Origin of the sequence: Kaistella sp. (assembly GCF_041824135.1) — a bacterium.
GTDB lineage: Bacteria > Bacteroidota > Bacteroidia > Flavobacteriales > Weeksellaceae > Kaistella.
Genome location: NZ_JBGZYM010000115.1, coordinates 1 through 13,136 on the forward strand (window position 1 = coordinate 1; position 13,136 = coordinate 13,136).

General features: G+C 36.2%; 12 protein-coding genes. 11 read left to right on the plus strand and 1 reads right to left on the minus strand.

Features of this window, described 5'->3' with window-relative positions; genetic code table 11:
* From ACEYOS_RS14375 to ACEYOS_RS14425, 11 genes are all read left to right on the plus strand, one after another.
* Window positions 1-1,453: NuoM family protein (locus ACEYOS_RS14375; RefSeq protein WP_373708400.1), on the plus strand; the 1,453-nt coding region annotated here is incomplete at its 5' end.
* Between the two features lie 87 nt (window positions 1,454-1,540).
* Complete coding sequence (locus tag ACEYOS_RS14380; protein WP_373708401.1) at window positions 1,541-2,920, plus strand: NADH-quinone oxidoreductase subunit N; 1,380 nt, start codon at window positions 1,541-1,543, stop codon at window positions 2,918-2,920.
* 132 nt (window positions 2,921-3,052) lie between these two features.
* Entirely contained in the window at window positions 3,053-3,649 is a 597-nt protein-coding gene (locus ACEYOS_RS14385) for a TetR/AcrR family transcriptional regulator (protein ID WP_373708402.1), read from the plus strand.
* Window positions 3,650-3,825: 176 nt separating this feature from the next.
* Window positions 3,826-5,073 (plus strand): TolC family protein, encoded by a 1,248-nt coding sequence (locus ACEYOS_RS14390; protein ID WP_373708403.1) that lies wholly within the window; start codon window positions 3,826-3,828, stop codon window positions 5,071-5,073.
* Window positions 5,074-5,290: 217 nt separating this feature from the next.
* Entirely contained in the window at window positions 5,291-6,262 is a 972-nt protein-coding gene (locus ACEYOS_RS14395) for an HlyD family secretion protein (RefSeq protein WP_373708404.1), read from the plus strand.
* A 197-nt stretch (window positions 6,263-6,459) separates the two neighbouring features.
* The gene (locus ACEYOS_RS14400) at window positions 6,460-7,386 is read left to right on the plus strand and encodes an ABC transporter ATP-binding protein (RefSeq protein ID WP_373708405.1); all 927 of its coding nucleotides are present in this window, start codon (window positions 6,460-6,462) and stop codon (window positions 7,384-7,386) included.
* Between the two features lie 170 nt (window positions 7,387-7,556).
* Window positions 7,557-8,309, plus strand: coding sequence for an ABC transporter ATP-binding protein (locus ACEYOS_RS14405; RefSeq protein WP_373708406.1), 753 nt, complete (start codon window positions 7,557-7,559; stop codon window positions 8,307-8,309).
* A 247-nt stretch (window positions 8,310-8,556) separates the two neighbouring features.
* Entirely contained in the window at window positions 8,557-9,657 is a 1,101-nt protein-coding gene (locus tag ACEYOS_RS14410; RefSeq protein ID WP_373708407.1) for an ABC transporter permease, read from the plus strand.
* A gap of 403 nt (window positions 9,658-10,060) precedes the next feature.
* The gene (locus ACEYOS_RS14415; RefSeq protein ID WP_373708408.1) at window positions 10,061-11,185 is read left to right on the plus strand and encodes an ABC-2 transporter permease; all 1,125 of its coding nucleotides are present in this window, start codon (window positions 10,061-10,063) and stop codon (window positions 11,183-11,185) included.
* 270 nt (window positions 11,186-11,455) lie between these two features.
* Window positions 11,456-11,827 carry a hypothetical protein gene (locus ACEYOS_RS14420; RefSeq protein ID WP_373708409.1) on the plus strand — a complete coding sequence of 124 codons (372 nt, stop codon included), beginning with the start codon at window positions 11,456-11,458 and terminating at the stop codon, window positions 11,825-11,827.
* Window positions 11,824-12,312 carry a hypothetical protein gene (locus ACEYOS_RS14425; RefSeq protein WP_373708410.1) on the plus strand — a complete coding sequence of 163 codons (489 nt, stop codon included), beginning with the start codon at window positions 11,824-11,826 and terminating at the stop codon, window positions 12,310-12,312. The genes ACEYOS_RS14420 and ACEYOS_RS14425 overlap by 4 nt, the downstream gene beginning before the upstream one ends.
* Before the next feature lie 35 nt (window positions 12,313-12,347).
* Here the strand turns inward: ACEYOS_RS14425 and mazG are convergent, their stop codons facing one another.
* Complete coding sequence (gene mazG, locus ACEYOS_RS14430; RefSeq protein WP_373708411.1) at window positions 12,348-13,115, minus strand: nucleoside triphosphate pyrophosphohydrolase; 768 nt, start codon at window positions 13,113-13,115, stop codon at window positions 12,348-12,350.
* Between the last annotated feature and the right edge of the window lie 21 nt (window positions 13,116-13,136).

Sequence of the window (13,136 nt, forward strand, 5' to 3'; positions counted from 1 at the left end):
AGGTTCAGTCTTGGTGTTCGCGTGGAAAAATCCCGCCAGTAAATATCTCGCATTAGGAATTGCATTTGCACAAATGTTATTGACCTTTTATATGCTGTCTAATTTCGATTTCAAACCTACCGTTGACGGAGTTTTGCAATACGAGATTAATTATCCCTGGTCCAATTATATCAAAAGTAATCTTCATTTCGGTATTGATGGAATGAGCATGCTGATGTTGTTGTTAACCAACATTTTAACACCACTGATTATTCTTTCTGCCTTTAATGAAAAGCCTGGATATAAAAATACATTCTACGGATTAATTTTATTAATGCAATTCGGATTGATAGGAGTTTTCACTTCTTTAGATGGTTTATTATTTTACATATTCTGGGAAGTAACCTTAATTCCAATTTGGTTGATCGCCGGAATCTGGGGACAGGAAGACAAAAAAATACAGTTTACCACCAGGTTCTTTGTGTACACTTTTGTCGGTTCCCTATTTATGTTGATTGGTTTAATTTACGTTTACAATCACTCCGCTTCATTTGCGTTGACCGATTTGTATAATGCAGATTTAACGGGTGGCGCCCAAACAGTGATCTTCTGGTTTATCTTCTTTGCCTTTGCCGTGAAGTTACCGATATTCCCTTTCCATTCTTGGCAACCAGATACTTATACCTATTCACCAACACAAGGTTCGATGTTATTGTCGGGAATTATGTTGAAGATGGCAGTCTATGGTTTATTAAGATGGTTACTGCCGATTACGCCGGATCCTATTTTAGGAATTTCAGGACAGATCGTATTGGTACTCGCAATTATTGGCGTCGTTCACGGTGCTCTAATTGCCATTAGTCAAAATGACTCAAAACGGATCATTGCCTATTCTTCTTTATCTCACGTTGGATTAATGACGGCCGGAATTATGGCTTCTGCAATCTTAACAATGAAAGGAACTTTAATGATTGAAGGTGGTGAAGGCGCGTTAGTTCAAGCTTTTGCTCACGGTATTAACGTAGTAGGTTTATTCTACTGTGCTGATATTCTTTATAAAAAATTCAAAACCAGAGACATCCGAAAAATGGGAGGTTTGGCAAGAGTCGCTCCGAAATTTGCGGTGTTCTTTTTAATCATCATATTAGGATCAATCGCACTTCCTTTAACCAATGGTTTTGTGGGAGAATTCATCTTGATTAAATCGATTTTTGATTACAGTATTCTCGCTGCCGTGATTGCTGGAACAACGATGATCTTCTCTTCCGTTTATCTTTTCAGATTTTATGCGAAAGCAATGCTTGGAGGAGGTGACGAAGAAGTTTTGGCAAGCGCTGGAGATCTATCCGGAGTTGAATTTACAGTATTAGCAAGTTTAGTTGTATTTGTAATATTTTTAGGAATATTTCCACAGCCGATTCTTGATATGGTGAACAGTTCGTTGAAGTTTATCTTCACTTCAATGATGAATTAATAAAATAAGTAATTAAGAAATTTAGAGATTCAAAATTGTGTTTTCGTAAACCGTTGAACAATCTCCAAAACTCAAATCTATAAATAAATGAGCGTTTTAATAATTATATTCCTTACTGCCATTATCGCATTATTTGCGGGTGTTTTTGAACAGGGAAAATTCTCCAGATACATTGGTATTTTGGGACTGATGATTGCGTTTTACGTTAGTTTCTTACCGGAACTTTCGTTCTTCAACCAATTTCAGCACATGTATGAATTTGGAGCCAATGCAGCTTTATTTACCAAAATAAGTATCGTCATCACCATCCTATTATTTTTCTTAGGAGGTTTTTCGTTCAGCAATCACCGGAATCACCAATCAGAATTATATTCTTTAATGTTATTCTCCTTATGTGGAGGCGTTATATTATTTGGTTTCCAAAACTTAGTGACTTTATTTTTAGGGATTGAAATCCTGTCTATTCCATTGTACGTTTTAGCAGGAAGTAACAAAACAGATCTGCGTTCCAACGAAGCTTCAATCAAGTATTTCCTAATGGGAGCTTTCGCAACAGGATTCCTTTTATTCGGAGTTGCCTTGATCTACGGAAGCAGCGGGAGCTTTGATTTATATACCATTCACGAATTCGCAATAAACAATCCAAAGAACTTAATGTTCAATTTGGGTGCGATCTTAATGTTGGTTGCTTTATCCTTTAAAGTTTCTTTAGCACCATTCCACATGTGGAGTCCAGATGTTTACCAAGGTTCACCTTCACTGATCACCGCGTTTATGATGTCGGTGGTGAAGATTTCTGCCTTCTTCGCTTTCTTTAAATTAATGACGATTGGCTTTATTGGGATCAACTCAGAATGGATCAACATTATGGGCGTTTTAATCATCATTACTTTATTCCTGGCGAATGTAATGGGATTAGCTCAAAGCAATGCAAAACGAATGTTGGCCTACTCTTCCGTTTCTCATGTTGGATATATTTCCCTGATTTTTTACGGAATGAATAGCTTGTCAAGTTATAACCTGGCTTTCTATTTATTCGCTTATTCATTGGCAACAGTTGGAGTAATGATGTGTTTGATCTGGGTAGAAAAATTAAAAAGAGAAACTTCTTACAACGCCTTCAAAGGTTTAGCACACACCGAACCGATTTTGGCGGTAACGGCGACAGTTTCCTTGTTATCAATGGCTGGTATTCCATTAACCGCAGGTTTCATGGGGAAATTTGCAATCTTTGCACAAGCGATTGACAAATCACCATTCTTAGTTTTAGTGGCTGTTTTAGGTTCTGCAATTTCAATTGCTTACTATCTTCGTTTAATTATGGCGATGTTCTTCCCGAAAGAAAGCAGTTTCAAAACTTCAGAAAAAGTTTCTTTAACTTATAATATTGTAGCCGTTTTCATCATCTTCGCTTTAGTAGCGATGGGAGTTTTCCCAGATTTGTTTGCGAAACAGTTCGGTTCGTAAACCTTGATCAAAAAATATAACTAAACGCATTTCATCGATTTGCGTTTTTTTATTTAAAAAAGTTAATCATTTGATTAATTCATTTGTTTAAATCAAAAAATTAATTCTATCTTTGTTAAAGAATTACTGACTATGACCAAAACAGAACTTTTTACAGAAGACAAAATTTTACTTGCAGCCTCAAAAGTATTTACCGAAAAAGGCTTCTCAGGAACGCGAACACGAGACATTGCGGAAGAAGCTGGAATTAATTTGGCGCTCTTGAATTACTATTTTCGAACCAAAGAAAAACTGTTCGAACAGGTGATGAAAGTGAAGATCGTATTGCTGTTTGGCCAGATCATTCCCATCGTTACCAATGAGAAAACTTCTTTAGAGGAGAAAATAGATTTAGCAAGCGTGAAATATTTTGATATTCTAACCAAGAATCCAAACCTTCCGATTTTTGTTTTAAGTGAAATTCAGAAAAAAACGTCAGATGTCAAGTCGATTCTTCCTTTTGAGAAAGTGCTGAATAATTCCTTTCTGATGAAACAGATCAAAGAAAGAAAACCAGATATCAATCCTTTTCACTTTCTGTTCAACTTTTTGAGCATGACCGTTTTTCCGTTTTTAGGAAAACCAATTTTGCAATCTTTCGATTTGATGACTGATAAAGAATTTCAGCAATTTGTAGAAGAACGAAAAACAATGGTTCCGATGTGGATTAAGACGATGCTGAATAATTAAAATTGTAAACCACAAAAGTCACAAAAGTTAATTTGATAAAAGACAGCTCAATAAAGAACACAAAACTTTTGAAAATCTATAGATTATCACTTCATGAACTTTTATTAATTACAATTTTAAAGTGCTCTTTGTGACTTTGTGGTTGAAAAAATCTTTGTTGTTAAAAAATAATAAAAATGAAAATTTTAAAATACCTCTTCCTCCTACTCTTCTTCTCTGTCAATGCGCAAACATTGACTTTGGAAGAATGTTACGATTTGGCAAAACAAAATTATCCGCTCATTAAAAGACACGATCTCATTGCGAAGACCAAAGAATACAATCTGCAAAATGCTGCAAAAGGTTGGCTTCCCCAGATCCAGATCGTCGGACAGGCAACTTATCAAAATGACGTGATTCAATTCCCTATTCAATTGCCAAATATGACCATCGAACCAGTGAGCAAAGACCAGTATAAAGTCTATGCCGATGTTCAGCAGAATATTTATGATGGCGGAATGATTGCCAATCAAAAGAAAATGGCAACCCTCAATTCTGAAATAGAACTGCAAAAAACCGAAGTTGAAACCGATCAGTTAGAAATGCGAATCAACCAGATCTATTTCGGTATTCTTCAGACCAATGAACAACTTCAACAGACAGAACTCACTAAATCCGATTTATCAAATGGCTTAAAAAAAGCCGAAGCACAGTTAGAAAACGGCGTTATCTTCAGAAGTAATGTGGATGTTCTAAAAGCACAATTGGTGAATATTGACCAGAAACAGATGGAACTGCAATCGATGAAGAAAAGTTTCGTTCAGATGCTTTCTCTTTTCATTCAAAAAAATATTGATGAGAATACCACACTTGTAAAACCAGAAAAAATTCTAATTCAAGATGAAAATAAACGTGCAGAACTGAAATTATTCGACTTACAAAAACTCGGTTTAGAGCAGCAGAAAGCAAACATCAATTCCAAAAACCTCCCAAAATTAGGAGCATTTTTTCAAGGTGGTTATGGAAAACCAGGTTTCAATATGTTGAAAAATGAATTCGACCTCTTTTATATCGGCGGATTACGGTTAAACATTCCCATCTCTGGTTTTTATACCAAGAAAAATGATTTGGATTTAGTCACAACCCAACAACAGGAAATCGACGTTCAGAAAGAGAACTTTCTTTTCAATCAGCAGTTTCAAACGATTCAGAACAACAACGACCTCGATAAAATCCAACAACTCATTAATAAAGGCAATGAATTGGTCGAATTGCGGGAAAGCATTAGGAATGCTTCATTAGCACAATTGGAGAACGGCGTCATTACAACGAATGATTATCTACGCGAAGTGAATGAACTAGATCGCGCCAAAAATCAAAAAATCACCCACGAGATACAATATCTTTTAACGCAATACAATCTCAGAGCACAACTGAATCAATAGTTGATAGTTGATAGTTAATAGTTGATAGTGGAAAGTGGAAAGTGGAAAGTGGAAAGTAGAAAAGTAGAAAAGTTAAATTTTGAGGTTTCAAAAAAGCAAAATATTACAAGCATTTATAATTTAAAAAATTCCGAAGGAATGAAATTATTCTAATCCAAAATCAAAGCTCGGTGACAACGCTGAAAGCGTGACATTCAATAAAAAAAACAATCATACGATGAAAAAATATATCTTTTTATTAACTGCATTCACCTTGTTCTCCTGCAACAATTCAGATAATTCTTACGATGCTTCCGGCACTTTCGAAGCAGATGAATTGATGGTAACTGCAAAAGCAAATGGAACGATCCTACAACTCAATGTAGAAGAAGGTCAGCAATTAACACTTAATGAAAAAGTCGGCGAAATTGATCCGAAAAATGTAGAGCTTCAAAAGGAACAGGTTCTCGCTACCATGGATGCAATCGAGCAAAAAACCAATTCTGCACTTCCCCAAATTCAGGTTATACAATCACAGATTTCCGGGCAATCTGCCAACGTTTCTATTTTACAGGAACAACTTCAAAATGCAGTTCGAGAAAGAAACAGAACTGCAAATTTGGTAGCAAAAGATGCTGCCACAAAAAAGCAACTCGATGATGCAAACGGACAAATTAAAGTAATTCAAAAGCAAATTATTGCGGCTCAAAGTCAGTTGAGTGTTTTACAACAACAGATCTCTACGACCAAAGAAAATGTCTCTATTCAAAACCGTGCAATTTTAAGTGAAAGAAAACCGACAGAAAAAAAGGTAGAGCAAATCGATGAACAGTTAAAAAATAACACGATTGAAAGTCCGATTTCTGGAATGGTTTTAACCAAATATTTGAATCAGGGTGAATTTGCTTTTGTTGGAAAACCAATTTTCAAAATGGCGAATTTAGATTTAATGATTTTAAAAACTTTCATCACCGGAGATCAATTGCCACAGTTAAAAGTTGGACAAAAAGTTACCGTTCTGATCGATGCAGGTGAAGGAAAAACCAAAGAACTTCCCGGAATCGTTTACTGGATCAGTCCAAAAGCTGAGTTCACTCCAAAAACCATTCAAACGAAAAACGAAAGAGCAAACCTGGTTTATGCCGTAAAAATCCATGTGAAAAACGATGGCTACCTTAAAATCGGAATGTACGGCGACGTGAAATTTTAAATTCTTAAACCACAAAAGTTTAAGGGAAATTATTGGAAAATAAAAGATCACAATATGAAGAAACATAAAAACTTAAACTTTTATCGTCTTTTGACTAGCTAAAAAAAGCGTTTAACTTTTTTCTCTTTTGCGATAAAAAACCTGCAATTGTTAACCGTTAACCGTCAACTTTCAACTATCAATTATCCACTTTAAAAATGAAATCAATCACCGTTCAAAATCTCACCAAGAGCTACGGCAAAGCAAAAAACAAAGTACTTGCTGTTGATGACGTGAGTTTTGAGGTCAACCCAGGAGAGATCTTCGGCTTGATCGGTCCCGACGGTGCTGGAAAAACTTCAATCTTTAGAATGTTGACTACCGTACTTCTACCCGATTCTGGATCCGCATCAATTGAAAATTTGGATATGGTGAAAGATTACAAAGAAATCAGGAAGATCTTAGGATATATGCCGGGCAGATTTTCGCTTTATCAAGATTTAACCATCGAAGAAAACCTGGAGTTTTTTGCCAGCGTTTTTAATACGACCATTGCAGAAAACTACGATTTAATTAAAGATATTTATATTCAAATTGAACCTTTTAAGGATCGTCGCGCTGGGAAACTATCGGGTGGAATGAAACAGAAACTGGCTTTATGTTGTGCTTTAATTCACAAACCAAAAGTTTTATTTCTGGACGAACCAACAACAGGAGTTGACCCTGTTTCGAGAAAAGAATTCTGGGAAATGTTGCAAAGGTTAAAGTTACAGGGAATCACAATGGTCGTGGCGACTCCTTATATGGATGAAGCTGCACTGTGTGATCGAATTGCGTTAATTCAAAACGGTAAAATCCTTTCAATTGAAACTCCGGAGAATATCAGCAACGCTTATCCTGATTTACTGTTCGAAGTAAAAGCCGGACGAACTGCAAATGTATTACGCGCTTTAGAAAATTTCGACCAAAAGAAAAATGTATATGCGTATGGAGAATTTGTGCATTTGACGATGGATGAAAAAGAAAATTTCAATCCTTCAGTTATTGAAAAATACTTACAGAAAGAAGGCTTTGAAAATGTTGAAATCAATCCCATAAAAGCCAGTATCGAAGATAGTTTCATCCGTTTATTATCCAATCATTAAAATGAATATAATTCTAATGACCTATCGCAACTTTGGACTTCTTGCAAACTTTGCTAAGTGGAACGCCTTTGCGGACTTAAAAACGCTATATAGCAAGCACCTTGATAATAAAACTTTGCGAAACTTTGCGTTAAAATTAACTGTATCACTGAAAACCAACACCCTTTAAAATGACTTCAGACCATCAAAATATAGCCATTAAAGCAGACAATATCACCAAAACTTTTGGAGATTTTACCGCTGTGGATCACATCAGTTTTGAGGTGAAGAAAGGAGAGATCTTCGGTTTCCTGGGTGCAAATGGTGCTGGAAAAACTACCGCCATGCGAATGTTAAGCGGACTTTCAATTCCAAGTTCTGGAACTGCTACCGTGGCGGGTTTTGATGTGTATACAGAAACGGAAAAAATTAAAAAGAACATCGGCTATATGAGTCAGAAATTTTCTTTGTACGGAAATCTGACCGTTAAAGAAAACCTGAATTTCTTCGGTGGAATCTATGGAATCCCAAGAAAAAATTTAAAAATAAAACGGGACCAACTGATCCAGGAACTCGGACTTGAAAATGAGAAAAACAAACTGGTTTCCGAACTTCCTTTAGGATGGAAACAGAAATTAGCTTTCTCGGTTGCCATTTTTCATGAACCGCAAATTGTGTTTCTGGATGAACCAACTGGCGGCGTTGATCCTGTGACCAGACGGCAGTTTTGGAATATGATTTATGATGCATCAGATCGGGGAATTACCCTATTTGTAACCACGCATTATATGGATGAAGCCGAATATTGCGACCGGGTCTCCATTATGGTTGACGGGAAAATTGCGGCTTTAGATACACCCGCCAATTTGAAAATACAATTCAGCGCAAAAACCATGGACGATGTTTTTTATGAATTAGCAAGAGGCGCGAAACGCGTAGAATAATGAATGAGTGTTTGAGTGCTTGAGTGTTTGAGTGTTTGAGTGTTTGAGTTTTAAAAACAGTTTAAAAATTAAAATGCTCCAGAGGAGCAGAATCTGTGTAGAAAGGTTAAATTATAAAAAAAGCATTCCGTAGGAACGCAATCTAAAGACAGTAAATTTATCCTTATAATCATATTAATGATTGAGCGAAAATTTTGAATGATAAAAAAAATTGGGATTTTTTTGGTTTCAAATATTTAAATAAAAAATGAAGCAACTTCTAACTTTTGTGAAAAAAGAATTCTGGCACGTTCTGCGTGACAAAAGAACATTATTGGTTCTCTTCGGAATGCCAATCGTGCAGGTTCTGCTCTTTGGTTTTGCTTTGAGTACCGAAGTGAAATATACCAGAATCGGCGTGATCGATCACGATAAATCCCAAAATTCAATTGAACTTATTTCAAAAATAGCAGCCAATCAATATTTCGATCTCGACAAAGATTTGACTTCCATCAACCAAGCCGAAGACGCTTTCAAAGAAGGAAAAATAAAAATGATCCTGGTGATTCCAGCTCAGTTTGCTCAAAATATGAACAGTGGCAAAAGAGCCCAACTCCAACTCATCACCGATGGAACCGACCTCAATATGGCGAACCAGATCTATAATTTCATGTCGAATATTATCCTGGATTTTTATGGGCAACAAACATTGCAACACAGCTCTGGCGTACAACCAGAAATAAGAATGCTCTACAATCCGCAATTGAAAGGCGCACCGAATTTCGTTCCGGGTGTTATGGCTTTAATTCTCCTCATTATTTGCGTGTTGATGACCGCCATCGCAATTGTTCGAGAAAAAGAAATGGGCACCATGGAAATACTGCTTGTATCGCCGATGAAACCGTACATTATCATTTTAGCCAAAGCAATTCCGTACTTCATATTATCAATGATCATCTTGATTTCAATCCTGATCTTAAGCGTCACCGTTCTCGATTTACCCATCAAAGGAAGTATCCTTTTACTCTTCGGAATCAGCATTATCTTCATCATCACCAACTTATTATTCGGAATTGTAATTTCAATTCTCACCGATAGTCAACAAACCGCAATGCTTATTGCGCTCGTCGGAACCATGTTGCCAACGCTGATGTTGAGCGGTTTTATGTTCCCAGTAGAAAACATGCCAGCGCCTTTACAGATCATCGGTAAAGCAATTCCCGCCAAATGGTATTATGAAATCGTCAAAAACATAATGATCAAAGGAACCGGCCTGGAAGTCATCTGGAGACACGTTTTAGTCCTTACCGGAATGATGCTGTTTTTATTCGTCATCGCCGTGAAAAAATTTAAAATAAGATTAGAATAATTCTAAGATAATAGACCGCTTCGCTTTTAGATAATAGATATGATTGTAAAATGAACGAAAATGGGAATGATTATTTGGGCAGACATTTCCGCCTTCCGCTCCCGCTTTTTTGCTTTTAAAGATTTAGTAATAATTAGAATTTTTCGTCTGGCAAAAAGAGCTCCGCTCAAGTCGGGCTGCAGATTTTAGATAAAATATAATATTAGATTAAAACGAAAGAAATTTAAACCTTCCCTTTGCTAAGCAGAGCGTCCCTGCCTGCCGGCAGGCAGGTTTACGAACTTAAAAGCAGACAGAAAGAAGCATTTTAAAAAAGAAAACTTTGCGTCCCGATGGCTATCGGGATTGCGTTTAAAAATAAAACTTTTGTGACTTTGCGGTAAAAAACTATAAGAAAAATAAAATGTTTAGAACATTATTCATACTGATCAAAAAAGAATTCCTGCAGATCTTCAGGAATAAATCCATATTGGCCATCATTTTCGTGATGCCGGTGATTCAACTGGTGATTCTTCCCTTAGCCGCAAACTATGAAATTAAAGATATTAAAATCGCAGTTGTTGATCATGATAAATCAACTGAATCCAGAGAACTGATCCGTAAAATAACAGCTTCAGGTTATTTTAAAATAATGAATTATGGCGAGAATTATAATGACGCCTACCATGAAGTTGAAAATGACAAAATCGATTTAATTCTTGAAATCCCCAATAATTTCGAGAAAAATTTAATTAAAGAAAAAAAAGAGAAAGTCTTAATCGCTATCAACGCCATCAACGGAACAAAAGCTGGACTTTCGGCAAGTTACCTGGGTCAAATTTTACAGAACTATAATCAACAAGTTCAATTAGAAATGAATCCAGAGTTAGAAAGTGCCAAGAAAATTTCGGGTGTAGAAATCATATCGAACTTCTGGTTTAATGAAACTTACAATTACCGTCTTTCTCTGGTTCCCGGGATCCTGGCATTTCTAGTCACCTTAATCGGTGGCTATTTGACCGCATTAAACATTGTTGAAGAAAAAGAGATCGGAACCATCGAACAGATCAATGTATCACCAATTAAGAAAAGAGATTTCATTTTAGGAAAACTCATTCCATTTTGGATCTTGTCGATGGTCGCTTTCACCATCGGGCTTTTGGTCACCATCTTCGTTTACAAAATTCAGATGCAGGGAAGTTATCTATTGCTTTACGCCTTTATTTCTGTCTATCTCATCGCGATTTTGGGCATGGGACTTTTGGCTTCAGTTTATAGCGATACGCAGCAGCAGTCGATGTTTATGGTTTTCTTCTTTATGATGGTTTTCATTTTAATGAGCGGACTTTTCACTCCGACAGAAAGTATGACCGACTGGGCGAAATATATAGCGTATTTAAATCCGGTGACTTATGGTGTCGATGGCGTTCGTTTAATTATGTTGAAAGACAGCGGTTTTATGGATCTGTTGCCGCACTTTGGATTCATCAGTTTATTGGCTTTTGTAGTGATCACCTGGTCTGTTTTGCGGTATCAAAAAACGAGTTAAAAGTTAGAATGTGTAAAATTTAACCATTAAGGTTTATGAAGGAATTAAGACAATTAAGATTCATCAAAGATGAATTGAACAGGCCAAAAATGGGTGTTTAGATATTTTTCTTGATGACCTTAACCTCTTAACAGAAAAATTAATGGTGAAGAAATTAAAACTAAAGGAAATAATAAAATACTCTTCAAAGTGAAAATCCAATAATCATCACACTGATCCAAATCATAAGAAAATGAAAATTATAAACATTACCTTTAAATACTTACAATTATGAAAAAAACAATACTCCTTCTCGTCCTCATCCTCTTCGGAATGGTGACGGTTTTCATGAGCAGCTCGGTTCTATTCGATTGGTTTGGCATCCGTGAAAAAGAAGGCAATTATGTTCCCGGAATTGTGTGGGCAAATTTTGTTTGCGGAATTCTCTATTTGGTTGCTGCGTACGGAATTTTAAAGAATCAAACCTGGTCAAGATTCCCTTTAACTATTTCTGTAATCATATTAATTATCGCCTATATTGGATTATTTATTCACATCAATAATGGTGGCTTATATGAAACAAAAACCGTGGGAGCTATGGCTTTCAGAATTGGAGTAACCGCACTATTTTTACTTATAACAACAAAAATTTTTAAGAAATGAAAAAGATTATTTTATCAGCGCTACTGGGTTTAGCGATCATCGTTTCTTGTGATAAAAAACAAGAATCACAAACTGAACTTTCAACTACAGAACAAACTGCAGTGGAAGATAACGCAAATCATGAAGATGAAGAAAAATCTGATGAGCACGATGAATCCGTGAAACTGGAACTCAATAACGGCGAAAAATGGGCGATGAATGCAGAGATGAAACCATTCATCAATGAAATGGAAAGTCAAGTAAAAGCGTATGATCCTGTAAACGGCGATTTTAAAATGCTGGGCAAAAATCTAAGTGATACTAATGACAATTTAATAAAAAGTTGTACGATCAAAGGAACACCACACGATGTTTTGCATGCTTGGTTAATGCCTCACATGCAGGAAATCGACCAATTGAAAAAAGCAGAAAACAGAGATGATGCGAATCATATCGTGGGAGAATTAAAAGAATCGATGGAGAAATACCACGAGTATTTTAACTAATAAATTTATTCATAAACCTTCAGAAATCTGGAGGTTTATTCGTTTTTCTTGGCTTCTTCCCACAATTCATCCATTTCTTCCAAACTTAAATCTGCTAAAACAAGATTCTTTGTTAAAGCTAAATTTTCCATTTTTTGAAAACGATTGATGAATTTATTATTGGTTCGTTCTAAAGCGGTGTCGGGATTGATGCCGGAAATACGAGCGTAATTAACAAGAGAGAAAAAGACGTCGCCCAATTCTTGTTCTTTTTTATCCAAGTCGGTTTCGGCGTGAAACTCGGCTAATTCTTCATCTACTTTTTTCCAGGCATCTTCGGCGTTGGCAAATTCGAACCCGATTCCTTTTACTTTATCCTGAATTCTAAAAGCTTTTATTAAACTCGGCGTTCCTTTGGTCACGCCAGAAAGTACAGATTTATTGCCTTCTTTCAGTTTTAGCTTTTCCCAGTTCTGTTTAACTTCTTCTTCATCTTTCACTTCAACATCGCCATAAATATGTGGATGACGGAAAATCAACTTTTCATTTAAAGAATTGATGACATCAGCAATATCGAAACTGCCTTTTTCAGACCCAATCTTCGCATAGAAAACTAAATGCAGTAAAACGTCTCCCAACTCTTTTTTGATCTCCTGTAGATCTTCTTCGAGCAAAGCATCAGAAAGTTCATAGACTTCCTCCAGAGTCAAATGCCGAAGGGTTTGTAAAGTTTGCTTTTGATCCCACGGACATTTCTCCCGCAGATCATTCATAATATCGAGTAAGCGATTGAAAGCGTCGAGTTGGTCTTGTCTGGAGTTCATGGGTTGTTGGGTGTTGGATGA